The sequence below is a fragment of the Allobosea sp. BE125 genome (genome assembly GCF_031456075.1).
In the GTDB taxonomy this organism is placed as follows: Bacteria; Pseudomonadota; Alphaproteobacteria; order Rhizobiales; family Beijerinckiaceae; genus Allobosea.
Genome location: NZ_JAVDTY010000003.1, coordinates 53,721 through 79,068, shown reverse-complemented (window position 1 = coordinate 79,068; position 25,348 = coordinate 53,721). Strand labels below are relative to the sequence as shown.

The window sequence follows — 25,348 nt, the reverse complement described above, 5'->3', positions numbered from 1 at the left end:
CATAAAATGTCGTATAAGACATTTTTCTATTTTCATGTTGACAGCCACCGGATCGTCGATGAGGCTGCGCTTCCGACAGCACGCCGGCAAAACTTCTCCGGGGCCGGCATGGCGCCGGTTCCGGATGCGAAGGCGGCAGAGCTAGCGCAAGGATTTAAGTCGGATGACACTCACGCAAGATCATTTGAGCGGCCTCTACACCGCGATCGTCACCCCGCTGACACAGGACGGGGCCGTCGATATCAAGGGGTTGCAGGCGCTCGTTCGCTTCCAGCTTGCCGCCGGAGCCCAGGGCATCGTGCCGATCGGCGGCACCGGCGAATATCCTGCCTTTTCCCGCAGCGAGCGCCGCGACATCGTCGCGGCTTGCGTCGAGGCTGCCGACGGCAAGCCGGTCATCCCCGGTGTGCTCTCGACCGGTTTCGAGGATGCGCTGGAGGCCGGACGCGACTTCGCCGCCGCTGGCGCCGCCGCGGTGATGACGGTGACGCCGTATTACGCTCCGGGCACGCAAGAAGGCATGCGCGCCTATTTCCGCCGCTACCGCGATGCGCTCGATCTGCCGGTGATGCTCTACCAGATCCCGCGCCGCACCACGGTCGCGGCCTTCGCCGACACGGTCCAGGCCATGGCCGAGGACCGCTCGATCATCGGCATGAAGTACTCCTCCTATGACATGCCGGACTTCATCCGCACGGTGAAATATGCCGGCGACAAGATCGCGATCCTGAGCGGCGAGGAGCCGCTCTTCGCCACCCACATCGCGCTCGGCGCCAAAGGCGGTGTCCTCGCCTCCGCCACGATCTATCCGAAGATCTGGATCGAGATCTTCGAGCTTGCCCGGGAGGGCAAGCTCAAGGAGGCCCTCAAGCTCCAGGACAAGATCGATCCGGTCACCGATGCGATCTATATCGAGACCAATCCCGGCCCGCTGAAGACCTATATGGAGCTCGCCGGCATGCCTGTCGGCGGCGTGCGCCTGCCGCTGCTGGGCCCGAGCCCGGAAACGCTGGCGAAGCTGAAGGTCGCCGCGCAAGGCGCCAAAGCCGTCAACCTCGCCTGATCCTGGAAGGACCCTGTCGTGCTCGAGCGGTTGCGCGCCATCGTCGGAGACAAGGGCCTGATCACCGATCCCGGTGAGATGGAGCCCTGGCTCACCGATTGGCGCCAGCGTCGGCGCGGGCAGGCGCTTTGCGTGGTCGCCCCCGCGACGACGGCCGAGGTTTCTGCCGTGGTTGCGCTCTGCGCCAGCGAGGGCCAGCCGGTCTTCCCTGTCGGCGGCAATACCGGCCTGTGCTTCGGCGCGGTGCCGGAGAGCGACCGGCAGGGCAAGATCGGGATCGTGCTCTCGCTGCGCCGGCTCAACCGCATCCGCGCGCTCGACCAGGCGACGGGGATCGCCACCGTCGATGCCGGCGTCGTCCTCGGCGATCTGCATGAGGCGGCCGTGAGGGCAGGGCGCCAGTTTCCGCTGCATCTCGGCAGCGAAGGCAGCGCCCAGATCGGCGGCCTGATCTCGACCAATGCCGGCGGGACCGGCGTCGTGCGCTACGGACCGATGCGTGATCTCGTCGCCGGGCTCGAGATCGTGCTCCCTGATGGGCGCGTGCTCTGCGACCTCGCGGGCCTGCGCAAGGACAATACAGGCTATATGCTGCGCCATCTCTTCATCGGCGCGGAAGGCACGCTCGGCATCATCACCGGGGCGGCGCTCCGGCTCCACCCCCAGACGCCGAACACGGCCCATGCCTGGGTTTCGGTCGCCGATCCGGCGGCGGCGGTTTCGCTGCTGACGGCGCTGCAGGGCCGCGCCGGCTCCTATATCCAGGCTTTTGAGCTGGTCTCGGCCTCGCAGTTCGAACTGGTGCGCCGGCATGAAGAGCGGGCGCGCATTCCCTTCGCCGAGATCCCGGCCTGGTCGCTGCTCATCGAGCTCGGCAGCGAGGATGCCACGACCGCGCTGAATGCGATCCTCGAGGAGGTGCTGGGCGCCGCCCTGGAGAGCGGCGGCATCATCGATGCGATCGTGGCCGTGTCCGAACAGCAGGCCGCCGATTTCTGGCATGTCCGCCATTCCGTCTCGGAGGCGAACAAGAAGGAAGGCATCGGCATCGTCCATGACGTTGCGGTGCGGACCTCCGACGCTGCCGCCTTCATCGCGGCTGCCGACAAGGTCGCCGCCGAGCGCTTTCCGCAGGCGGTGACGCAGGTCGTCTGCCATCTCGGAGACGGCAATGTGCATTACATCCTGATGTTTCAGCGCGAATTCTGGAACAGCCTGGAGGATGAGGATGCCTTCGCGCTCGAGGTCGAGCGGGCGATCCATGATGCGGCTGCGGTTTTTGAGGGCACCTTCAGCGCCGAGCACGGTGTCGGCCGCAAGCTCACTGAGGAGCTGGAGCGTCTCGCCGATCCGCTCCGCTATGAATTGATGGGGCGGGTCAAGGCGTTGTTCGACCCGCAGAATCTGATGAACCCCGGTGTTCTCCTCACGGCCAAGCCCGTGTGAGGAAGCCGGGGGACGATCCACTGTCGCCTTCGATGAGGGGGGCGCAGGACGGAAGGCCCGCCAACGCAAGCGGGTGCCTGCCTCATCGGTTACGAGGCTTGTTTTCAACAATCGGGAGAATTGACATGATTGCACGCAGGGATCTCGCCGGCCTGATCGGGGCAGGCGCAGTGGCAGCCACGGCCCTGACGTTGGCATCGGGCAGCGCCAGCGCCCAGAGCGCGACGCAGAACACTTTCGACCGAGTCATGGCCAAGAAGAAGCTGCGTCTCGGCGCGGTGACCTCCAGCGCCCCCTGGTTCATGAAGGACCCGGCGACGGGCAAATGGGGCGGCCATTTCTATACGATCGGCGCGGCGCTCGCGGCCGATATGGAGGTCGAGCTGGAACTCGTCGAGACGACCTGGGGCAACGCCGTCCTCGATCTCCAGGCCGACAAGATCGACATCATGTTCGGCCTCAACCCCACGCCGAAGCGGGCCATGGCGGTTGATTTCTCCGGTACTGTTTACGACAGCGCGCTGGTCGTCATCGCCAAGCCGGGGTTCGAGCCCAAGAGCTGGGCCGACATGAACAAGCCCGAGATCAAGATTTCAGTTGATGTCGGTTCGGCGCACGACCAGATCGCGTCGCGCCTGTGCCCGAAGGCGCAGATCACGCGCTTCAAGACCATCAACGAGGCCATGCTGGCGCTGCGCAGCGGCCGTGTCGATGCGCAGTGCATCTTCTGGATGGGCGGCGTACGGGCCGTGAAGGCCGATGCCGCTCTCGGCAAGGTGATCGTGCCTCAGCCCTTCTTCGGCTCGACCTCGAATGCCGCGTTCCGTCGGGAACCAGATAAGACCTGGCGCGACTTCGTCAACACCTGGATCGTGTACGCGCGCGGCCTCGGGCTGGTTCGCGAAGCCGTCGTCTCCAGCCTCGAGCAGGTCGGCGTGATGCCGGACGATCTGCCCCCGGGCATCACGCTCTGAATGTCGCCCGGCTCCCCGCGGTTCGCGTGGGGAGCCGCAGGCCACCATCCTCGTGGAATGGCGCCGTATAGCGGGCCGAGAGCTGCGCCGTAGCAGGTTGGGCATGGGTTAGCATGATGGGTTACACTTGGCATTTTGACGTCATCTGGGGCTATCGCTGGCTCTTGCTGACAGGCACGGGCGTCACCATCGGCTTGACGATTGCGATCGTCGTGCTCGGCATGGCGGTCGGGCTTGTCGCCGGGATCGCCCAGATCTCGCGCTCGCCGGTGCTGCGCTGGCTCTCCTGGGCCTATATCGAGATGTTCCGGCTGACGCCGCTGCTCGTGCTGCTGCTGTGGTTCTATTACGCGCTGCCGATCCTGACCGGCATCAAGCTCGACGCGCTCACCGCCGCGATCGTGACGCTTTCGCTTTATGGCGGTTCCTTTTACGCCGAGGTGATCCGTGGCGGCATCGTCTCGATCGAGCCCGGGCAGAGCGAGGCCGGGCTCGCGCTGGGCATGACGCCGGCCCGCGTGATGCGGCGCATCGTGCTGCCTCAGGCGATCAAGCGCATGATCCCGCCGCTGATGAACCAGTCGATCATCCAGTTCAAGAACACCTCGCTGGTCTCCGTGCTGGCGGTGCCCGATCTGCTCTATCAAGGTCAGGTCGCGGCGATGGACACCTATCGTGCGCTTGAGGTCTACACTGTCGTCGCAGCGATCTATGTCGTCGTGCTTCTGCCGCTGACGGCGATCGTCAAGCGCGCGGAAAAGCAACTCGCGCACAGCAACTGAGGCCAGGACGATGAACCCCAAGATCGAGGTCTCCGGCCTGCGCAAGAGCTTCGGCTCCCTGACCGTGCTGCGCGACATCAACCTCACCGTCGAGCCGGGCGCGGTGGTGGCGCTGATCGGCCCCTCCGGCTCGGGCAAGTCGACCTTGCTGCGCTGCCTGAACCTGCTGGTGATCCCCGAAGGCGGCAAGATCCGGATCGGCGAGAGCAGCTTCTCCTTCGGCGACAGCTCGAAGCTGCCGGGCGTGCGCGAGCAGGCCCGCTTCCGCTCCAACACCGGCATGGTGTTCCAGCACTTCAACCTGTTCCCGCATATGAGCGTCCTCCAGAACGTCATGGAGGGGCCGCTCTCGGTGAAGAACATGCCCAAGGCCGAGGCACAGGCGCTGGCGCGCCGGCTGCTCGCCAAGGTCGGCCTGAGCGACAAGGTCGATGTCTTCCCCAACAAGCTCTCGGGCGGCCAGAAGCAGCGCGTCGCGATTGCCCGCGCACTCGCCATGGAGCCGGAGGTGATGCTGTTCGACGAGGCGACCTCGGCGCTTGACCCCGAGCTCGTCGGCGAGGTCTTGGGCGTTATGCGCGATCTCGCCGCCGAGGGCATGACCATGATCATCGTCACCCATGAGATGGGTTTCGCGCGTGAGGTCGCCGACCGCGTCATCTTCATGCGCGACGGCGTCATCGTCGAGGAAGGGCCGGCCCGCGAGGTCATCGAGAACCCGGTGCAGGACGCGACCCGCGCCTTCCTGAGCCATTTCCACAATCGCGGCTGAGCGGATCAGGGTGATGGCGCGCGAGACGTCCCAGACCGTCGCCGTCATCGGCGCCGGTATCGTCGGCCTCTGCGCGGCGCTGGAGATCCAGCGCTGCGGGCACAAGGTCGTTCTGATCGAGCCCGAGGAGCCGGGCGGCCGGCAGGCGGCGTCTTATGGCAACGGCACCTGGCTCAGCCCGGCCTCGATCATGCCGATTTCCGTTCCCGGCCTCTGGCGCAAGGTTCCGGGTTTCCTGCTCGACCCGACCGGTCCCTTCGTGATCCGCTGGCGCAACCTGCCCGGGCTCGCCGGCTGGCTCCTCCGCTTCATCCTCGCCGGACGCAGCTGGGCGCAGATCGAGGCCTGCGTCGCGGCGCGCTACCCGCTCTGCAAGGACACGGTCACCGACCACGCCGCCTTGGCGCAGGAGGCCGGCGTGCCGGAGCTGATCCGCCGGGAGGGGCTGATCTTCGTCTATCGCGATCGTGCCGAATTCCTGGCGGAAGCCCGCGAATGGGAGATGCGCAAGGCGCTTGGCGTGCGCTTCTCGCAGATCGAAGAGGATGAATTGCACCGCCTGCTGCCGCAGCTCGGGGCAGCCTATCGCTTTGGCGCAAGGCTAGATGATGGCGGCCAGGTCGCCGATCCCGGCGCCTATTGCCGGGCCCTGGCCGAATTGGCGCTGCATCGTGGAGCGACGCGCGTCACGGCCCGCGCGACAGGCTTCACCATCAGCAGTGGCCGCTTGCGCGCGGTGGAGACCGATCACGGTCCCGTCGCCTGCGACCGCGCCGTGATCGCCGCCGGCATCGGTTCGCGCGATCTCGCCCGCCAGGCCGGCGACGCCGTGCCGTTGATCTCGGAGCGCGGCTATCATGTCGTGATCCCCGATCCGGGTGTGGAGCTCGCCGCCGGGCTGATGCCGTCCGACGGCAAGATGGGCGTGGTCTCGACGCCGCAGGGCCTGAGGCTCGCGGGGCAGGTCGAGCTTGCTTCCCTCTCGACGCCGCCGGACTGGCGCCGCGCCGACATCCTGCTCGGCTTCGCCCGCGCCATGTTCCCGGCCTTCGCCGAGCGGTTCGGGCGCGCCGAGATCGACCGCTGGATGGGCCACCGGCCCTCGACGCCGGACGGGCTGCCCTGTATCGGAGCGGCCTCGGCATGCCGCGATGTGGTCCACGCCTTCGGCCATGCCCATACCGGGCTGATCCAGGCTCCGGCCACGGCGAAGCTGGTCGCGGCGCTGATCGACGGGCGGGCCCCGCCCTTCGATCCGTCTCCTTATTCGGCAAAGAGGTTCGGCCGATGAGCAATGAGCTGCTCTATCTCTCGCGTGGTGATGTCCAGGCGCTTGCCATCGCGCCGTCGGAGGCGCGCGAGGCGGTCTTGCAGGCCTTCCGCGACCATGCCGCCGGGCTGAACCAGAGCCTGCCGAAGAGCGCGCTCGGCCTCGGTCCCGGCCATGGTTTCCAGGCGATGACGGCTGCCTCCTCGGCACAATCCATCGCCACGCTGAAATGGGTGTCGATGGCGCCGGTACCGCCCAAAAGTCCGGTGCCGGGCATCAATGCGCTGATCTGCGTCAGCGACTATGCGAGTGGCGCGCCGATCGCGGTGCTCGACGGTGACGAGATCACATTGATCCGCACCGCTGCCTTGTCGGCGGCGGCTGCATCCAGGCTCGCTCCGCCCGCGCCGCGCACGATCGGATTCGTCGGCTGCGGGCTGCAGGCGCACGCCCATCTCGCGGCCTTTCTCGATCTCTATCCGGGGCTTACCTCCGCCCTGCTGTTCAGCCGCAGCCGCGCCTCGGCCGAGAGCCTCGCCGAGGCCGCCTCCGCTCGCGGCCTCGAGACAGAGGTGGTCGAGGATGCGGATCTGCTGCTTGCGCAAAGCGACATCGTGATCTCGATGGTGCCCGGCGCGCCGGGGCTGCGGCCCTTCCTCGATGCCAACAGGATGAAGCCGGTTTCCTTCGCCTCGGCGGTTGATATCGGCCGCAGCTGGCGTCCCGAAACGCTGCCTGCCTTCGACGTGCTCGTGACCGACAGTCTCGCCCAGTCGAGCGCGCCCTATGATGTCGATGGGCAACCGGTGACGACCGTCCGCTTTCAGCATGATCTCGTCGAGCTTGCCGACGCTCCGCATCCGACTGCTGCCGAGCGCCGTTCCTTCTTCTGCTTCCGCGGCTTTGCCCTGGCCGACCTTGCGCTTGCGCATCTGGTCGTCGCCAAGGCGCGCATTGCGGGCATCGGCGTCAAGCTGCCGCGATGACCAAGCCCGCCTTTGCCCATCTCCTGAATGTCGAGGATGCGCGTCGGGCCGCTAAGCGCCGCCTGCCGCACGGTCTGTTCGAATATCTCGACCGCGGCAGCGAGGACGAGATCTCGATCTCCGGCAACCGTCGGCAGCTCGATGCGATCCGGCTTGCTCCCTCTGTGCTGGTTGACGTGTCGCAGCGTTCGCTCGAGGCGAAGATCCTCGGCCATTCGCAGCCGCTTCCGCTGGTAATCGCGCCCACGGCCATGGCGGGGCTGGTCTGGCATGATGGCGAGATCGCGCTCGCCAAGGCCGCGGCTCGCGCCGGTATCCCCTTCTGCGTCTCGACACAGTCGATCACCTCGGTCGAGCGCATCGCTGCGGAATCCGGCGCAAAGCTCTGGTTCCAGCTCTATGTCTGGAAGAACCGGCAGCGCACGCTGACGCTCATCGACCGTGCTTGGGCGGCCGGGGCCGAGACGCTGGTGCTGACGGTCGACACCGCCGTCGGGCCCAACCGCGAATATAATCTGCGCAACGGCTTCGGCATTCCGCTCAAGGCATCAGTTCGCGCCGGCATCGACCTGATGCTGCATCCGCGCTGGACGGCGTCCGTGATGCTGCGTTCGCTGACCGCCTCGGGCGTGCCGACCTATGCGCATTATCCCGACGAGTTCCGTACCAAACTAGGGCGGAGCTCGCTCTCCGACGAATTGAGCCTCGCCACCGATGTGACCTGGGAGGATGTCCGCCTGCTGCGCCAGCGCTGGAAGGGCAAGCTCATCCTCAAGGGCATCTTGCGGGTCGACGATGCGCTGACGGCGCTCTCCCATGGCGTCGATGCGATCGTGGTCTCGAACCATGGCGCGCGCAATCTCGACTGCGCGCCTGGCCCGACCGAGGTCCTGCCCGCCATCGTCGCGGCGATCGGAGGCCGCATGGAGATCCTGGCCGATAGCGGCGTGCGCCGTGGCGCCGACATCGCCCGCTTCCTGGCGCTGGGCGCAAGTGGCGTCCTGATCGGCCGCGCGACGCTCTATGGCGTCGCGATCGGGGGCGCGGATGGGGCAGGGCACGTCCTCGATCTCCTGACCCATGAACTCAATGTGACGATGGGCATGCTCGGCGCGCGCAATCTGGCTGATCTGCGTCGCTGCTGAACCGGGCGCTGTTGAGGGGCGTGCTTCTCGCAAAGCCTGTCCGGACCATCATTGCATACAAGACAGAGCCTTTCCGGGACGCTAGAGCCAACTCCGATCCAGTTGGATCGGAGTTGGCTCTAGCCTTTTATTTTGACGCGTTTTCTTCACGCGAACCGGTGTCCACTTCGCTCGAAAACGCTCTGAGGAACGCACCATAGCGCGAGGAAAACTATGATCTTTCTGTACAAATCCGAGGCGGTGCGCGGCAATCACTGGAAGGCCGTCTTCGAGGAGCGCGAGCCCGATCTGCCGTTCCGGATCTGGCCGGATGTCGGCGATCCCGCGCTGGTCAAATACATGGCGGTCTGGCTGCCGCCGGACGACATCGTGACCGGCTATCCCAATCTAGAGGTGCTGTTCTCGGTCGGCGCGGGCGTCGACCAGTTGAACCTCGATCTGGTGCCGCCAAACGTCAAGGTCGTCAGGATGCTCGACCCGAGCGTGCCGCAGATCATGGCCGAGTTCGTCACGACGGCGGTGCTGTCCCTGCATTGCGATGTCCTGACCCATATGGGCCAGCAGCAGCGCGGGCTCTGGAACCCGCTGCCCTCCGCGACGGCGGGGACCAGGCGCGTGGGTGTGCTCGGGCTTGGCCAGCTGGGCAGCCTGGCATGCAAGAAGCTGGCTTATGCCGGCTTCAAGGTCGCCGGCTGGAGCCGCTCGCACCACGAGATCGAAGGCATCGAGACCTTCTCCGGGGAGGGGGAGTTCGATGCCTTCCTTGGCCGCAGCGATATCCTGGTCTGCCTCCTGCCATTGACGGCGGAGACCCAGGGCATCCTGAACGGCGAGCTCTTCGCCAAGCTGCCGCGTGGCGCCATGCTGGTGAATGTCGGGCGCGGCGGCCATCTCGACCAGGGCGCTTTGCTGGCGGCGCTGGACAGCGGGCAGATTTCAGGCGCGGTGCTCGACGTGACCGATCCCGAACCGCTGCCGCCCGATCACCCGATGTGGACGCATCCGCGCATCCTGCTGACGCCGCATATCGCGAGTTCCGCGCAGCCGGGAACCTCGGTGGAGGTCATCCTCAGGAATCTCGACCTGCTGCGGGCAGGCAAGGAGCCGATCGGCCTGATCGATCGACAGCGCGGCTATTAGGGCTCGCTGGTGTTGGGCGGGTGTGCAGGAACCACCCTGTCATCCCGGACAAGCGGCGAAGCCGCGTAGATCCGGGATCCATCGAAGGGCGTGAACTCTACGATGGATTCCGGGCCTCCGCTTCGCTGCGCCCGGAATGACGGCGTGTTTCAGAGCACCCTAATGGCTGCGCGAGGCCAGCGTCGCGTCGAGGCTGCGTGTCGCCTGCAAGGCGCGGCGGCGCACCAGCAATTGGTCGAGGAGCCGCAGGCCCTCGGGCCAGCCGCCATGGCCGCTGGCGACATTGATATGGCCCGCATCGCCGGCGTCGACGAAGGCGGCCTCCCACATATTGGCGATCACATGGGCGCGGTCCTGCGCCATATAGGGGTCGGTCCGGCTCGCGACGACGATCGCAGGGAAGCTGAAGGGCTCGTCGGGCAACGGCCCGAACGAGGCGATGCCGCGAATGCGTGAAATCCGCAGCTCCGGATCGGCGGGGGCAACGAGAAGCGCGCCACCGATCGCCAGCTCCGGATGGCGCGCGGCGAGATGGGCGATCAGCGTCGCGCCGAGGCTGTGGCCGACGAGGATCGCACCCGGGCGCCGCGCGACATGGCCGCGCAGCGCCGCGAGCCATCCCTCGAGATCGGGCGCGTCCCAGTCGCGCTGCTGGACACGCTCGACATGGTCGAGTTCGGTTTCCCAGCGGCTTTGCCAATGTGCGGGTTCCGAATTGTAGAGCCCGGGCACGATCAGGATTGTCATGACGGTTGTTCCCTATGCCTTGCGATCATCGGCGGCGGGGCATGGCGGGTCAACGAAACGTGTTGGCAAATTCCGGTGGGTTGGTGGGACACCAGGCGCGCCGAAGGCGTGCCTGGGAGAAGCCTGTTCCGATCGCGGCGGCAGGGGGAAGAACTGCCCAGAATCGAGGCAGTCCTCACTCGGCGGCGGCGGGCCAGCTCCGCCGGAATTGAGCCGCGCGGTGACGGTCGGGCAGGCGCGGCGCCCCGAACAGCTTCTGCCGCAGCGGCCCCTCCTCATAGGCGGTCTTGTAGAGCCCGCGATCTTGCAGCTCCGGAACCACGAGGTCGACGAAGGCCTCGACGCTTTCGGGCGTCACCGTGCGGGTCAGGTTGAAGCCGTCGACATCGGCCTCCTCGACCCAGGCGGCGAGCTGGTCGGCGACCTGGGACGGGCTGCCGACGATCGGCTGGTTGCGGCTGCCGAGCTTCATCTGTTCGCGCAGCGCGCGCACCGTCCAGACCTTGTCGGGGCTGCGCTTGGTGATCGCCTCCAGCGCGGAGTTGTTGGCGTCGTTCTTGACGAAGCTGATCGGCTCGTCGGGATCGTAAGCCGCGAAGTCGAGCCCGACCGAGGCCGAGAAATGCGCGAGGCCGCCCTCAGTGCTGGCGTGTTCGCGATATTCGGCGAAGAGGTCCTGCGCCTCGGCCTCGGTCGGGGCGACGATCACGGTCACCCCGACGAAGGCCTTGACGTCCTCGGGCCTGCGTCCGGCCGCCACCGCCTTGCGGCGGATGTCCTCGACCACCGAGCGGGTGATCGCCCGGCTCGGGCCGTTGACGAAGACGCATTCGGCATGCTCGCCGGCGAAGCGCCGGCCGCGATCGGAGGAGCCGGCCTGGTAGAGCAGGGGCGTGCGCTGCGGCGAGGGCTCGCTGAGATGGATGCCGTCGACCTGGTAATGCGGGCCGCGATGGCTGATGCGGTGGACCTTGGAGGGGTCGGTGAAGATCCGGCGTTCGCGGTCGCGCAGCACCGCGTCATCCTCCCAGCTTCCCTCCCAGAGCTTGTAGACCACCTCCATGAATTCGTCGGCGACGTCGTAGCGCCCGTCATGGTTCTGGAGCTTGTCCTGGCCGAGGCCGCGCGCGGCGCTGTCGAGATAGCCGGTGACGATGTTCCAGCCGATCCGGCCCCTGGTCAGGTGGTCGAGCGTCGAGAAGCGCCGCGCGAACAGATAGGGCTGCTCATAGGTCAGGTTGACGGTGATGCCGAAGCCGAGATGCTCCGTCACGGCCGCCATGATCGGGGCGAGCAGGATCGGATCGTTGAGCGGCGTCTGCGCCCCGGTGATCAGCGCCGTCTCCGGGCCGCCCTTATAGACATCGTAGAGGCCGATGATGTCGGCGATGAAAAGCCCGTCGAACAGGCCGCGCTCCAGCGTGCGCGCCAGATGCTGCCAATAGGCGATGTCGGTATAATGTGCCGAGCGGTCGCGCGGATGCGTCCACATGCCATGTGAAATATGCCCGACGCAGTTCATGTCGAACGCGTTGAGCCGGATCTGCTTGCGGGCCTGGCTCATTCGGCGGCTTCCTTGATGGCGCGCTCGGCGATGCCCACGCTCCAGACGCGGTCGGGCAGCTTTCCGTTGACGAGATAGTCGCCGACGATGCGGGCGCGGTAGACGAGGGGGTTGTGCGAGAGAATGGTGCGGGCATTGCGCCAGTGCCGGTCGAGTGCGGCCTCGTGGCGCACCGCCGAGGCGCCGAGCGCATCGAACAGCCGGGAGGCGGAGCGGAGCACGATGTCGGCGATCGCGACCTGCGCCTGGTTGACTTCGATCTCCAGCGCCTGGGCGGCAGTGAGTGCCGCTTCGCGATCGGCCCCCGCTGCAGCGACTTGGGCGGCGGCGAAGCCCGGCGCGGTCGCCAGGACCAGCGCCTCCGCGGCATAGGCGGCGGCGCCAAGCTCGCCGACGACCTGCTTCAATTGCGGATCATCCTTGGCGAGGTCGCTGTTGCCATGGCTGTAGACGCGCGTCCGGGCGCGCAGCTGGGCTGCGGTGTCGGTGACGATCGCGCGGGCGATGCCGGCAAGCGTCGCCAGCAGCACGACCTGATAGATCGCGGTGAGATAGGGCGCGCGTTCCTCGCGTGTCCTGATCGCGTGCGGCTCGACCGGGACATTGCTGAACACGCCGGTGCCGGTGCCGGTCAGCTTCTGGCCAAACCCGTCCCAATCGTCGCTGATCGTGATGCCGGGATGGTGGCGCGCGGTCAGCGCCGAGACATGGGCCTCGTCGCTGCGGCGGGCCGAGACGTCGATCCAGTCGGCGAAGATGCTGCCTGTGGTGTAGAATTTCGTACCGTTCAGCAGCCACTGCCCGTCGGCCTGGTGGAGCCTTGTCGAGCGCTTGTCCAGAATGGCGCCGTCGGGCTCGGTCGAGGCGTTGCCGATGATGTCGCCCTGGCCGAAGCGTGTGAGCCAGATCGCACGCGACCGCGGATCGGCGTCGCTCAGCCTGTCCTCGACGATGGCGATATGGCCGCGGAACAGATGCGCGACATTGGAGTCGGCGGCGGCGAGTTCTATCAGCAGGCGCAGGAAACCGGCATGGTCGAGCCCATAGCCGCCGAATTCTACGGGTACGCGCAGCGCGCCGAAGCGCTGCTGCTTCAGCCAGGCGACCTCTTCGAAGGGCAGGCGGCGCTCATGCTCGCGCGCGACGGCGCCTTGCGCGATCCGGGCGAAGATCGGCCGGAACAGCGCGGCTGCCGTCTCGAAGTCGCCGGGCGCGGCTTTGCCTGGATTGGTGGAAACAAGACTCAAGGGCTCGGTCATCGGATGTCCTTCGCGGTGTTGCGAAACGGGGCGGGCGTGGCGGCGCGGCGGGCCGTCACCGCCTGAGCCTCGGGTTGAGAGCCTGGTTCAGCGCGTCACCGAGGAGGTTCAGGGCGAGCACGGTGACCATGATCGCGAGGCCGGGAATGGCGGTCTGGTACCAGGCCGTGCGCAAGGCATCGCGGCCGGCGCCGATCATCGTGCCCCAGCTGACATGGTTGGGGTCGCCGAGGCCCAGGAACGACAGGCCCGCCTCCGAGAGGATTGCGGTCGCGACCAGGATCGAGGCCGCCACGATGACGGGCGTCATTGCGTTCGGGATGATGTGAACCACCAGGATGCGCCAGTCCCGCATCCCCATGGCGACCAGCGCCTGGACGAAATCGCGATCGCGCAGCGTCATCACCTCGGCTCGCGTCAGGCGGGCGATGCCGGGCCAGGCGGTGACGCCGAGCGCCAGGATGATCGTGAAGATCGACGGGTTGAGCACCGCGACCAGCACGATCGCCAGCAGGAAGGCCGGCATTGTCTGGAAAAGCTCGGTCACCCGCATCACGACATCGTCGATCCAGCCGCCGTAATAGCCGGCGATGGCGCCAAGCGAGACGCCGATGCTGAGCGCAATGGCGGCGGCGATCGCTCCCACCATCAGCGAGACGGAGGCGCCGTGGAACAGGCCAGCCGCGATATCGCGCCCCATCAGGTCGGTGCCGAGCGGATAGTCGGGGTCGGTTGCCGGCCAGGTGAAGGGGGCGGCGACCATGTCGAAGGGGTCGCCGGGGAAGAGCAGCGGCGCCGTCACGGCGGCCGCCAGCACGCCGATGACGACCAGGCTGCCCGCGATGCCGGCAGGCGAGGAGCGCAGCGTGCGCAGGATCGAGGGCCGGTTCATGCGCTCACCGCGATGCGCGGGTCGAGCCAGGCATAGAGCAGGTCGACCGTCAGGTTGACGGCCACCACGACGAAGGAGCTGAGCAGCATGATCGAGAGCAGTAGGTTGAGGTCGCGGTTGCTGACCGCCTCGAAGGCGAGCCGGCCCATGCCGGGCCAGGCGAACACTGTCTCGACGACGACCGAGCCGCCGAGCAGGGAGCCGGCCTGGAGGCCGACCATGGTGACGAGCGGCAGGAGCGCGTTGCGGAAACCATGCCGAAGCGCGATGCGCCCTTCGCTCAGGCCCTTGGCGCGGGCGGTGCGGATATAGTCTTGGCTCATCGCCTCGATCATCGAGGCGCGGGTCATGCGGGCGTAGATCGCGACAAAGAACAGCGCCAGCGTCGTCGCGGGCAAAACGAGATGGCGCAGGCGGTCGCCCCAGAGGACGAGGCCGCGCAGCGGAACCTGCGTCACCTCCTGGAAGCCGCCTGTCGGCAGCCATTGCAGGTGGACGCCGAAGAGCACGACCAGCATCAGCCCGACCCAGAAGAGCGGGGCTGAATAGGCGATTGTCGACAGGACCGAGACCAGGCTGTCGACGACCCCTCCGGGCCGGCGTGAAGCGAGCAGCCCAAGCGCCGTGCCGATCACGACGGCAAGCACTAGGCTCGTCAGCGCCAGCAAGAGCGTGCCGCCCAGGCGCTCGGTGATCAGGCTCGCGACCGGGACGCCGTAGCGATGGGAAAAGCCGAAATCGAGCGTCAGGACGTTCTTGAGATAGACGCCGAGCTGGGTCAGCACCGGCAGGTCGAGCCCGAAGGCTTTGCGCAGTTCGGCGACATAGCCGGCATCGGCCGCGGCGCCGCCTTGTTCGCTCGCCAGCACATCGGCGAGATCGCCGGGCGCCAGCTGGAGCAGGAAGAAATTGAAGGCGATGATCCCGAGGATCAGCGGCACTGCCAGCAGCAGGCGCCGCGCGAGATAGGGCAACATGCGTGGATTCCTGAGGGTTCGCTCACTCGGACGCGAAATAGACGCTGGCGAAATTGTCCGCCCGCTGGTTGGGCGTGTCCGTCAGGCCGCGGAGCCGGCTGTCATAGACGGAGAACCAGTCGACCTCGAAAAGCGGGATCAGGGGGAGATCGCGCTGCACGATGCGCTGGAGCGTGTTGTAGTCCTCGATGCGCTTCTGCGGATCGACCTGCGTCTGCGCATCCTCCAGGGCGGCGTCGAGCTCGTCGTTCTTGTATTCGGAGACGACGGTCCAGGCCGTGCCGGGCTGGCGCGCCTTCGACCAGAAGCGCGTCTCGATACCCATCTGCGGATCGGCGCCGGAGCCGCCCCAGGAGCTGATCAGGTCGAAATTATAGTCGGTGAAGACGCTCTTCAGCCAGGTGGTGAGGTCCTGGCTGCCGAGCGTTACGTCGATGCCGACGCGGCGCAGCGCCTGGCGGACGAACTCGCCGGTGCGGCGATAATCGTCGCCATAGGGGATGAAGTCATGGGTCAGCTTGAAGCGGAAGCCGTCGGCCTTGCGCGGGAAGCCGGCCTCGTCGAGCAATTGTTCGGCCTTCTTGGGGTCGAACGCATATTGCTGCAGCCCCTCGCTCAGATGGAACGGCTTGAGCGCGGAGGGGATCGGGCTGACCGCGGGCTTGCCATAGCCGCCCCAGACGGTCTTCAGCAGCAGACCGCGATCGATCGCATGGGCAATCGCCTGGCGCACCTTGAGATGCTGCAGATACTGGTTCTTGTGGTTCGGCTCCAGCCAGAACCAGGTCGGTGAAAACTCGTAGCCGCGCGTATCGACGATGAACTTGCCGGTCTTCTTCAGGCGCTCCGCATCGGCGAAGGTGATCGGATGCTGCTGGCCGAACTGGACCGCGCCGGTCTCGAAGGCGGCGGCGCGTCCGGCCGCGTCCGGGATCACCTTGAAGACGATCCGGTCGAGATAGGGCTTGCCGGCCTCCCAGTAGTTCGGGTTGCGATCGAGCGCGATATGGCTGCCGCGGACATATTCGGTGAAGCGGAAGGGCCCGGTGCCGATCGGCTTGGCGTTCCACGGATTGGAGCGGATATCCGTGCCTTCATAGAGATGCTTCGGCAGCAGCCAGAGCGCCTGGGAATTGAGGTTGCGGTAGATCACCGGGGTCGGCTGCGAGAGCGTCAGCACGACCGTGTAGTCGTCCGGCGTCTCGACCTTGGCGAGCGTCTTGAAGATGCGCTTGCCGGTGGAGGAGTATTTCAGCAGGCCTTCCTCGATCGAGAACTTCACATCCGCGGCGGTGAAGGGCTTGCCGTCATGCCAGGTCACGCCCTTGCGCAGCTTGAAGGCGAGCGTCAGCCCGTCCTTCGAGAAATCCCAGCTCTCGGCGAGCTTGGGGATGATCGCCCCATCGTTGGCGTAGTCGACGAGCCCGTCATTGATCTTGGTGGCGACGAGGACGATCGGCGTCGCCGTGTTCAGGAGCGGCGACAGGATCGGCGGCTCGGGATGAACGATCGCGCTCAACGTGCCGCCATAGGCGGGCGTGTCTTTTTGCTGCGCGCCGGCTTGCTGCTGCGCTCCGGCTTGACCCGCCATCGCCAGTGCAGCCGTCACCATCAGGGCCCGGATCAACCTCGACATCTCGATCTCCCGCATCGGCCCAGGCGGGCCACAAACCAGATATCGATATTGTCTATTGAATTTATAGATTATGTCAACGCGGCACGACCTTGGTGATTGCCGCCGTCCCCAGGGCTGCGCCGGCCGAGATTGTTGCGGGCGACTATGGCGGAGTCCTGCGCATGCACGAACGCAGATGCGAACCGACCGGGCTTGGGGCGCAGGGGGACGAGGGCGCGTATGCGCCCCCGATCCGCATCATTCAGGCAGCTGTTCGAACGCCGTGCTCCGCTTCCCGCGCCGTCGCCTGTCTTATGACGGCCTCCTTCTCGCGCTGGAGCAGCGCCTTCTTGCGGTAGACGCCCCAGCGATATCCCGAGATCGAGCCGTCCTTCCTAAGGACGCGGTGACAGGGCACCAGGATCGCGATCGGGTTGGCGGCGATCGCCTTGGTGACGTCCCGGGCGTCGCGCGTGCCCAGCAGCGCGGCCAAGGCCCCGTAATGGGTAGTCTCGCCGGCCGGGATATCCCGGAGCATCTGCCAGACATTGATCTCGTAAGGCGTTCCGCGCAGATCGAGCGGGATGTCCGGGGCCAGGCCCGGCTGCTCGACCAATTGCGCCATCGTGCCGACCAGCTTGGCCAGGCCACCTTCGTCGCTGACGATCTCAGCGTCCGGGAAGTGCGCATGCAGCGTCGCCTCCATGGCCGCACGCTGATTGGCGAACTCGAAGGCGACCAGGCCCTTGTTCGAGACCGCGACCAGAAAGTCGCCCAGGGTACTTTTGCCCCATGCAAAGCGGATGATGTCGCGCATGGCTTTCTCCTATCGGGTCCGATTGCTGATCCCTGAGATAAGGGCCGACGGCACCGTCCTCCACCCGATTCCTGCCCATTGGAGATGCCCAAGGGAGACTCTCATGGGAGATGCCCATGCGGTGCGCGGACCGATGGTCGCAGCGGCGCCCGGCATGCTAGGGAGGGCCCGATGGATGCCCGCATCCAGGACATCTTGATGAGGAATGGCGATGTTTGAAGCGCTCGCGATCGCGACGGACGACAAGACGGAATTCTATCGCGAATTGTCGCAGCAGCTCGAGGCTCTGCTGGCGGGGGAGGGCGATGCGATCGCCAACGCCGCCAACACCTCGGCGCTGCTGTTCCAGATGATGCCGGGCCTCAACTGGGCCGGCTTCTACATCATGCGCAACGGCGAGCTCGTGCTCGGGCCGTTCCAGGGCAAGCCGGCCTGCGTGCGCATTCCGGTCGGGCGCGGCGTCTGCGGCGCAGCGGTCGAGCGCCGGCAGTCGATGCTGGTCGAGGATGTCCATGCCTTTCCCGGCCATATCGCCTGCGATGCGGCCTCCCGCTCCGAGCTGGTCGTGCCCTTGATCCGCGACGGCAAGGTGATCGGGGTGATCGACCTCGACAGCCCGCATCCGGCCCGGTTCGACGAGGCCGATCAGGCCGGTATCGAAGCCATCGCTGCGATCTACCTCTCCGCGAGTGCTCCGATTGCATCGTAGACAGCGTTCGGGGGGGCGGACGGGATGTCGTTCCCCGAGACGCGCTCTGACATGGCGGAATGGGGCCATGCCTGAATCCGGGCTGATCCGGCCGTGACAACCATCCGGCATCCGCCTATCGTTATGACTGTCGGAACACAGCGTGAAGCGCGTGCGGACAGACCGCGGACCGCTCTTCGCCGCTTTGGCTGGCGGGATCGAACCGCGCGCCATCGTTTGGTCGTAGGGAACGCCAAGCTGTCGAGACCAGACCGACCGGTCGCCTTTCGCCCGCTCGCAATCATTGCCGGCGCGGGCGCTTCCGGGCGATCGGGAACAACCACCTGCTGAGATCAGCCTTCGGAGAACGCATCATGTCGCACGCCTTGCAATTCTACATCGATGGTCAGTGGGTGGCGCCCTCGGGGAACAAGACGCTCGATGTGATCGACCCTTCGACGGAGGAGGCCTTCGCCACGATCGCGCTCGGCGAGCAAGCCGATGTCGACAAGGCAGTCGCTGCCGCCCGCGCTGCTTTCCCGGCTTTTGCCGCGACCTCCCGCGCCGAGCGCCTGGCGCTGATGCGCCGCCTGGCCGAGGCCTATAAGGCGCGTTATGCGGATATCGCCGACGCGCTCTCGCGCGAGATGGGTGCGCCGAAGGAACTGGCCCACCGCGCGCAGGCCGGCATGGGAACCGCCCATCTGGCAAAGATGATCGAGACGCTCGAGACATTCGAATTCGAGGAGCTGCGCGGCACGACCCTGATCGCCAAGGAGCCGATCGGCGTCGTCGGCATGATCACGCCGTGGAACTGGCCGCTGAACCAGATCATGTGCAAGGTCGCGCCGGCGCTCGCCGCTGGCTGTACCATGGTGCTGAAGCCCAGCGAGATCGCCCCGATCAACGCCATCATCTTCGCCGAGGTCATGCATGAGGCCGGCGTGCCGAAGGGCGTGTTCAACCTCGTCAATGGCGACGGGCCGACGGTCGGTGAGGCGATCTCGCGCCATCCCGGCGTCGACATGGTCTCCTTCACCGGCTCGACCCGCGCCGGCATCCTCGTCGCCAAGGCGGCGGCCGATACGGTCAAGCGCGTGCATCAGGAACTCGGCGGCAAGTCGGCCAACATCATCCTGGACGATGCCGACCTGCAGAAATCGGTGAAGCTGGGCGTCGAAAGCGTCATGCGCAACTCCGGCCAGTCCTGCAACGCGCCGACCCGGATGTTCGTACCGGAGAGGCTGCACGAGGAAGCGCTCGCCATCGCCAAGCAGGTCGCCGAGCCGCTCAAGGTGGGTGCTCCCTCGGCGGACGGCGTCTTCCTCGGCCCAGTCGTCAGCGAGGTGCAGTACGAGAAGATCCAACGCCTGATCGAGGCCGGCATCAAGGAAGGCGCGACGTTGGTCACCGGTGGACCGGGGCGTCCGGAAGGGCTGAACCGCGGCTACTATGTCCGCCCGACGGTCTTCGGCGGCGTCACCGACGAGATGGCGATCGCCCGCGAGGAGATCTTCGGCCCCGTGCTCTCGATCCTGCCCTATGGCAGCGAGGATGAGGTGATCGAGCGGGCGAACGACACGCCTTACGGCCTGGCCTCCTATGTCCAGTCCGGCTCGCTTGATCGCGCCCGCAAGGTTGCGGCCAAGATGCGCAGCGGCAATGTCTATATCAACTACCCGGCCTGGGACGCGGGCGCGCCCTTCGGCGGCTACAAGCAGTCCGGCAATGGCCGCGAATATGCCGGCTTCGGCCTCGAGGAGTTCCTCGAGATCAAGGGCACTGTCGGCTTCGAGGCGGCCTGAGAACGCTCATCCCGCGGCGGGGGCGTTTTGCCCCCGCCGTATCGGGCTTGCATGAGGCCCGAGCCTCTGAAGTACGATGCCTCCGAAACACCATGCCGGAGCCGCAATCGGTTGAGACAAGCAGGCCGCGCGCGGGGCGACGGCCGACGACATGCCTGTGACAGCCAGGATGTGCCCATGCTTGTGTTTCCGATCGGTTCTGCCCTTTGCGCCCTGGCCTGCATGCTGGTGCATTACGAGTTGCTGCGGCTGCTCTCCTGCAGCGCATCGAAACTCTCGATCGCACCGCGACAGAGGATCATCTACGTCGTCGCCGGCGCGCTCGGCAGCCATGTCGTCCAGATCACCTTGTTCGCGCTCATGCTGTGGGGGCTCTCCGTCAGCGCCCGGGCTCAGATATTCGGGGCCGGGATTCCCGGCTCGTTCAAGCAATCCCTCTATGTCTCGTTCGAATCCTATGCGGCGCTCGGAAGCAACGAGACGTTCCTCTACGGGCCGCTGCGCCTGTTCACGGGCCTCGAGGGCCTGTCGGGCCTCGTCTTCATCGGCTGGACCTCGGCCTTCACCTATTGGTGCATGACCCAGTTCTGGAACGACCATTGAGGCGTGGCGGCGCATACAGCGCTCGCTGTGGGACAGCTGGGCGCAAGATTCGTAATCTTCCAAAAACCGGAGATTTTCCAATGGCGCGTGCGCAATGCAGTTGCGGTGCCCTGACACTGACGCTCCCGGAGGCGTCGAGACAGGTTGTTGTCTGCCACTGTCTCGATTGCCAACGCAGGAGCGGTGGCCCGTTCGGCGTTGGCGCCTTCTATCCGGCCGAACTTATAAACATTTCAGGAGATCAGCGGGAATTTGCGCGCTCGGCGGCAAGCGGTGGGAAGGTTCACAACTTTTTTTGCCCGAATTGTGGATCGACGGTCTACTGGAAAGCCGCCAATCTACCGGGGTTCATCGGCGTTGCGGTCGGTGCGCTGGCTGACCCGCAATACCCGGCTCCCTCTCGATCCATCTTTGAACAGTCGAAACATCATTGGGTTCAGATTGACGGCGTCGCGGAGCACTTTCAACAAAGCAGCGCGAAAAAATGAAAAGTGAGACTCGCCCCAATCACTATCGTGCATCGATTTCGGTGCTTAAGGCAGTCACCCAGCGAATTTCAGACAGTTTGTGGGTCCCCAACCTAGGCCGTGAGCCTGTAAATCCGGCCTGACGCCACGCCAGAGTCCGCTATGCCCGATAGCCGACGTCTTGCTGCTTAGCAGCGAAACGACGCTATGTGCCAAACTGGAAGTGGCCGTTGCGGCGAAGTGGGCGTTGGGCTCATTTCTGACCCCAGGTTCTGAGCCGGGTCCGGGCTCTTCGCTCCGACTATCTTGGTTTAGGATCGTCTGAAGGGCGGTCCAGTAAAATCATCCGGTCATCATGCATGGCGGCGCTGATGCTCTGTCTGGCTGGTGTGGCGCTTTCGGACGATGTGCAGACCGTCAGCAATTCGGACAGTCTCGGCTTTTCGGCGCGGCGGCTGAAACACATGACCTCCTGGTTTGAGGCGCAGCAGCTCCCGTCCGGTTCGTGGCCGCTTTCGAAATCATCCGCCGACTCGACGTCGGCTGCGTCAAGGGCGTACGAAGCGAACCTACGCGGCTTTGGCGTCTACAATGGCATTCGGAGTATGTCCGGTCGTGGACACCAGCGGTTTGATGTCGATCGATCTGGGGTTACGGGGCGCCGTCGTCGCATTGTGCTTGCTGATCGCGGCCATGGCGCTGCGCGATCGCCGCGACAGCACGGCCGCGCTGCTGGGCGCCGCGCTCGCGATCGGCGCCGCGGCTTCGATGATCTGCTCGGCGCCGACCTTCCCGCGGCCATTTGCGTGGTGGGGCCTGTTGCTGCTGGCGTTGTCCAGCGCGAACTGTGTCGTGTTCTGGCTATGGGCGCGTGCCGCCTTCGATGACGATTTCGTGCCGCGGCCCTGGCATGGCGTCTTGTGGGCGGCCGTCGCCGTCGCGCAATGGCTGGACGCCAGCGGCATCACCCGATCGGCCGCGCTGGAGCGTGCGATCGAACGCACGCTGTCATCAGCCTTTCTCGGCCTTGCGTTATTGGCGGTGGCGCAGACGCTGCTCACCTGGCGGGCGGATCTGGTGGAGGGCCGACGTCGGCTTCGGCTGGTCGTCCTGATCGGGGCGTCGGCCCAAATCGTTCTCAACTCTTACTTGAACTTCGTGCAGCAGCCCTCGATCCCCACTTTTTCCATGGCCAGCGTCGCCAACGCCTTCGCTCTGTTCGTGTTGGTTGGCTTGAGCGCATGGAATCTACTGGATGCGCGTACGCGGAAAGGTTCGATCCTGCTGCCGGCGACAAATGTACCCTTAGGCGCGCCAGCCAAGGCGTCTGATGATCAAGGCAAGCCTGCCTCGATCGAACCGGCTATCTTGCGCCGCTTGGAACGGCTGATGACCGTCGAGCGCATCTACCGGCGTGAGCGATTGACGATTGGATTGCTATCCGCCGAGTTGGGCGTGCCGGAATACCGGCTTCGGCAGCTCATCAATGAGGGCCTCGGTTACCGCAATTTCAATGCGTTCCTCAATCATTACCGGATCGGGGAGGCCAAGGCCGCACTGGTCGACCCCGAACAAGTGGAAGTCCCGGTGCTGACAATTGCGATGGACACAGGTTTCCAGTCGATCGGGCCGTTCAACCGCGCCTTCAAGGCCGCGACAGATCTGACTCCAACCGAATTCCGCCGTCTTGCAATGGCCGGAAATGCAGCCCCGAGGAACGAGCGATTGAAAATCGGCCAGTCGAGTTGAGGAATCGGCCAGCCGGATTGCAGGAATCGGCGAGAAGGAAGCAGCAACATTCGACAGGCTGATGGCGATCTTTCCTCGCACTAGCTGCGACAACGGGGTTGCCCATGCGATATCAGCGATTTGCCATTTCATTGACCGCGCTGGCGGCGCTCACGCTCGGTCTGGCAGCTGCGGCGCTTGCCGACGATTTGAAGACCGTCGGCGATCCGGACAGTCTCGGCTTTTCGGCGCGGCGACTGGCCCGCATCACCTCCTGGTTTGAGGCGCAGACCAAAACGGGCGATCCCTCCGGCTTTGTCGTTGGGATCGCCAGAGGCGGAAAGCTGGCTTATTTACAGCCCACCGGCTTTGAGAACCACGACAAGACAATTCCGATGCGACCGGATTCGATCTTTCGCATCGGCTCGATGTCCAAGCAGATCACCAGCGTCGCCACCATGATGCTGGTCGATGACGGCAAGCTCGACCTCGACGCTCCCGTGGCGCAGTATCTGCCGGAGCTCAGGGATATGCAGGTCGTCAAGACCAATCCGGCTACAGGAGATGCGATCCTGCTGGAGCTTGGACCTGCCAGGCGGGCGATGACAATCCGGGACCTTCTGCGCAATACGTCCGGCCTCGTTTATGCTTCGCCGGACTACGCCGATCCCGGATTTGGCAATGCCGCGATTCACGCACTGTACGGAGCCAAGGCCCCATTCCGACGCGACAAGCCCATCGCCTCCTTTATCGCAAGCCTAGGAACACTTCCGCTTCTGCACCAGCCGGGCGAAGTCTGGGAATATTCTATCGGCTACGATGTTCTCGGACGGGTCATTGAAGTCGTATCGGGCCAGACTTTCGACCGGTTTCTGCAAAGCCGCCTGTTCGCGCCGCTCCATATGGTCGATAGCGGCTTCTCGGTGCCGGAGGATAAACTCGCCCGTCTCGTCGCCGTGCCCGGCGCCCAGCCCCGACCTCTTTCGGATGGCGACGTCGGCAAGCCGCAGACGTTCTTGTCCGGCGGGGGAGGAATCGTCTCGACGGTCCCCGACTTCCTGCGCTTCTGCCAGATGCTGCTCAACGGCGGCGAGCTCGACGGCGTGCGTATCTTGAAGCCCGAAACGGTCAAGCTGATGACGACGAATTCGCTACCGCCGGATATGCACATGGCGGGACACGAAGCCGGCCCGGCTGTTGGCACGGGATGGGGGCTCGGCTTCGCCATTCGCACCAACCCGGATTTCAGCCTCATCCCAGGCGCGGTCGGCAGCTTCAACTGGCAGGGAAGCTGGGGCACGTTTTTCTCGATCGATCCGACACAGAAGCTGATCCTGGTCATGATGATGCAGCGGAGCCAGTTCAGTGAGAACGGTTTCTATTTCAACGCGATCCGTCGTCTGCCCTATGCGGCGCTCAAGATTCCCCAAGCTCCCGCACCCGTGGCGTCGGAACAGGAAAACGCCGGTGCTCTCACCGAGTATGTTGGACGTTACGTTTTCGGCGGGTCTGCAAGTTCGCTGGACCGACAGATACTGGTCGCCGACGGCAATAGTTGGACCGGGCTTGAATCCGTTGTCGTGGAGAGCGATGGCCTCAGGGTGATCAAGCCGGCCGAGGGCGGCCCCGCCGCAAGGGCGGGCGTCATGGCGGGAGATCTCATCACCGCTATCGGCGATAGATCGATCAAGGGCCTGACCCTGGAAGCGGCCTTTCGCCGGATTTCAGGCCCGGTCAACGCCACCATCAAGCTCAAGATCATCCGAGAGCGGCAGAACGATCCGATCGTGATCGCCTTTGCCAGGGAGGCGGTCCCCTCGCACAGTGTCGCGCTTCAAGTCCGTGTCGCGGACGGCAAGCTTGTCGTTGAAGCCACGGGTGCCTGGTCGATCCTTGATTTCGACAAGGGCGAGCCGATGCCCGTAGCGTTCCTTTCGAAGGATGAATTCCATGTCGAGAGCGGCGATCATACGCGGATCGCCTTCATTCGCGACGCCGCCGGCAAGGTCAACGGCGCGGTTCTCAATCCTGGACCATGGGAGCAACGCGGCGCAATCACCCAATAGGGCACACTGACAAATGGCGGAAGCTTGCGCGGCCCGAACATTAACGTGTCCGACGATCGCCTCAATGTTAGCGGTCCGACTTCCGCTTGGGGTCAATCGCTACACGGGCGACCCAGCGGCAAGTCCGGCCATGTCGGCTATCGGGCCGAAAGCAGAAGTAAATTCAGAGCATTGGCGGCTTCGCGGCCAGTGATTGCGGCTTACTGGCCCTGCCCGAGACGTGATTCAAGCTCCGAACCGGAGTCTCGAACCCTGCGCTACGAACTCAGCGATTATGAATGGACCGCCATCAAGCCGATGCCGACTCGATCAGGGAGCTTGCTCGCCAGCAGGGAGCAGGCGAACAGTCCGCCGAAACGAAATCGCAAGGACCCAATCTGCTTCAGCCCTTATCTGTATCGCGCCCGCAACCTGATCGAACGGTTCTTCAACAAGATCAAGCAATGTCGGCGTGTCGCGACCCGATACGACAAACTCGCAGCCAATTATCTGGCGTTCGTCAAACTCGCTTCAATCAGAATTTGGCTACGTGCTAATGCGTC

At 65.3% G+C, this 25,348-nt stretch carries 22 protein-coding genes and 1 pseudogene; 16 read left to right on the top strand and 7 right to left on the bottom strand.

Annotation, left to right across the window (positions count from 1 at the left end; genetic code table 11):
• Positions 1-163 precede the first annotated feature (163 nt).
• The 9 genes from dapA (at position 164) to J2Y55_RS08900 (ending at position 9,578) form a co-directional block, all read left to right on the top strand.
• On the top strand, positions 164-1,063 hold the full coding sequence (gene dapA / locus J2Y55_RS08940) for a 4-hydroxy-tetrahydrodipicolinate synthase (protein WP_310150937.1): 900 nt from the start codon (positions 164-166) through the stop codon (positions 1,061-1,063).
• 18 nt (positions 1,064-1,081) lie between these two features.
• Complete coding sequence (locus J2Y55_RS08935) at positions 1,082-2,509, top strand: FAD-binding oxidoreductase (RefSeq protein ID WP_310150933.1); 1,428 nt, start codon at positions 1,082-1,084, stop codon at positions 2,507-2,509.
• Between the two features lie 125 nt (positions 2,510-2,634).
• On the top strand, positions 2,635-3,483 hold the full coding sequence (locus J2Y55_RS08930) for a transporter substrate-binding domain-containing protein (protein ID WP_310150930.1): 849 nt from the start codon (positions 2,635-2,637) through the stop codon (positions 3,481-3,483).
• Between the two features lie 116 nt (positions 3,484-3,599).
• The gene (locus J2Y55_RS08925) at positions 3,600-4,265 is read left to right on the top strand and encodes an amino acid ABC transporter permease (protein ID WP_310152004.1); all 666 of its coding nucleotides are present in this window, start codon (positions 3,600-3,602) and stop codon (positions 4,263-4,265) included.
• Between the two features lie 10 nt (positions 4,266-4,275).
• Complete coding sequence (locus tag J2Y55_RS08920; protein WP_092164806.1) at positions 4,276-5,037, top strand: amino acid ABC transporter ATP-binding protein; 762 nt, start codon at positions 4,276-4,278, stop codon at positions 5,035-5,037.
• Between the two features lie 13 nt (positions 5,038-5,050).
• Positions 5,051-6,328, top strand: coding sequence for an NAD(P)/FAD-dependent oxidoreductase (locus J2Y55_RS08915; protein WP_310150921.1), 1,278 nt, complete (start codon positions 5,051-5,053; stop codon positions 6,326-6,328).
• Positions 6,325-7,293: a hypothetical protein gene (locus J2Y55_RS08910; RefSeq protein WP_310150917.1), complete on the top strand. Its 969-nt coding sequence runs from the start codon at positions 6,325-6,327 to the stop codon at positions 7,291-7,293. Before J2Y55_RS08915 ends, J2Y55_RS08910 begins: the two co-directional genes overlap by 4 nt.
• Positions 7,290-8,438 carry an alpha-hydroxy acid oxidase gene (locus tag J2Y55_RS08905; RefSeq protein ID WP_310150914.1) on the top strand — a complete coding sequence of 383 codons (1,149 nt, stop codon included), beginning with the start codon at positions 7,290-7,292 and terminating at the stop codon, positions 8,436-8,438. Before J2Y55_RS08910 ends, J2Y55_RS08905 begins: the two co-directional genes overlap by 4 nt.
• Positions 8,439-8,651: 213 nt before the next feature.
• Positions 8,652-9,578: a 2-hydroxyacid dehydrogenase gene (locus J2Y55_RS08900; protein ID WP_310150911.1), complete on the top strand. Its 927-nt coding sequence runs from the start codon at positions 8,652-8,654 to the stop codon at positions 9,576-9,578.
• A 159-nt stretch (positions 9,579-9,737) separates the two neighbouring features.
• On the opposite strand, the gene J2Y55_RS08895 is transcribed toward J2Y55_RS08900, so the two are convergent.
• The 7 genes from J2Y55_RS08895 to J2Y55_RS08865 form a co-directional block, all read right to left on the bottom strand.
• Entirely contained in the window at positions 9,738-10,325 is a 588-nt protein-coding gene (locus J2Y55_RS08895) for an RBBP9/YdeN family alpha/beta hydrolase (protein ID WP_310150908.1), read from the bottom strand.
• Positions 10,326-10,500: 175 nt separating this feature from the next.
• Positions 10,501-11,889, bottom strand: coding sequence for an LLM class flavin-dependent oxidoreductase (locus tag J2Y55_RS08890; RefSeq protein ID WP_310150905.1), 1,389 nt, complete (start codon positions 11,887-11,889; stop codon positions 10,501-10,503).
• Entirely contained in the window at positions 11,886-13,148 is a 1,263-nt protein-coding gene (locus J2Y55_RS08885) for an acyl-CoA dehydrogenase family protein (RefSeq protein WP_310150902.1), read from the bottom strand. Before J2Y55_RS08885 ends, J2Y55_RS08890 begins: the two co-directional genes overlap by 4 nt.
• A gap of 55 nt (positions 13,149-13,203) precedes the next feature.
• Positions 13,204-14,040 carry an ABC transporter permease gene (locus tag J2Y55_RS08880; protein WP_310150899.1) on the bottom strand — a complete coding sequence of 279 codons (837 nt, stop codon included), beginning with the start codon at positions 14,038-14,040 and terminating at the stop codon, positions 13,204-13,206.
• Complete coding sequence (locus J2Y55_RS08875) at positions 14,037-15,017, bottom strand: ABC transporter permease (protein ID WP_310150895.1); 981 nt, start codon at positions 15,015-15,017, stop codon at positions 14,037-14,039. Before J2Y55_RS08875 ends, J2Y55_RS08880 begins: the two co-directional genes overlap by 4 nt.
• Positions 15,018-15,039: 22 nt before the next feature.
• Entirely contained in the window at positions 15,040-16,653 is a 1,614-nt protein-coding gene (locus J2Y55_RS08870; RefSeq protein WP_310150890.1) for an ABC transporter substrate-binding protein, read from the bottom strand.
• A 241-nt stretch (positions 16,654-16,894) separates the two neighbouring features.
• Complete coding sequence (locus J2Y55_RS08865) at positions 16,895-17,449, bottom strand: methylated-DNA--[protein]-cysteine S-methyltransferase (RefSeq protein ID WP_310150887.1); 555 nt, start codon at positions 17,447-17,449, stop codon at positions 16,895-16,897.
• A 211-nt stretch (positions 17,450-17,660) separates the two neighbouring features.
• Here J2Y55_RS08865 and J2Y55_RS08860 point away from each other — a divergent pair, with 211 nt between their 5' ends.
• The 7 genes and pseudogenes from J2Y55_RS08860 to J2Y55_RS08830 form a co-directional block, all read left to right on the top strand.
• Positions 17,661-18,158 carry a GAF domain-containing protein gene (locus J2Y55_RS08860; RefSeq protein WP_310150884.1) on the top strand — a complete coding sequence of 166 codons (498 nt, stop codon included), beginning with the start codon at positions 17,661-17,663 and terminating at the stop codon, positions 18,156-18,158.
• Positions 18,159-18,511: 353 nt separating this feature from the next.
• Positions 18,512-19,942 (top strand): aldehyde dehydrogenase family protein, encoded by a 1,431-nt coding sequence (locus tag J2Y55_RS08855; protein ID WP_310150881.1) that lies wholly within the window; start codon positions 18,512-18,514, stop codon positions 19,940-19,942.
• A gap of 177 nt (positions 19,943-20,119) precedes the next feature.
• A complete protein-coding gene (locus J2Y55_RS08850; protein ID WP_310150876.1) occupies positions 20,120-20,545 on the top strand; it encodes a hypothetical protein in 426 nt (141 codons plus the stop codon).
• A gap of 80 nt (positions 20,546-20,625) precedes the next feature.
• Positions 20,626-21,033: a GFA family protein gene (locus J2Y55_RS08845; RefSeq protein ID WP_310150873.1), complete on the top strand. Its 408-nt coding sequence runs from the start codon at positions 20,626-20,628 to the stop codon at positions 21,031-21,033.
• A 612-nt stretch (positions 21,034-21,645) separates the two neighbouring features.
• Positions 21,646-22,761 carry an AraC family transcriptional regulator gene (locus tag J2Y55_RS08840; protein ID WP_310150869.1) on the top strand — a complete coding sequence of 372 codons (1,116 nt, stop codon included), beginning with the start codon at positions 21,646-21,648 and terminating at the stop codon, positions 22,759-22,761.
• A 104-nt stretch (positions 22,762-22,865) separates the two neighbouring features.
• Positions 22,866-24,806, top strand: a complete 1,941-nt coding sequence (locus J2Y55_RS08835; RefSeq protein WP_310150864.1) for a serine hydrolase — start codon at positions 22,866-22,868, stop codon at positions 24,804-24,806.
• A 296-nt stretch (positions 24,807-25,102) separates the two neighbouring features.
• Positions 25,103-25,340 (top strand): annotated as a pseudogene (locus tag J2Y55_RS08830) (transposase); the annotation flags it as partial.
• Between the last annotated feature and the right edge of the window lie 8 nt (positions 25,341-25,348).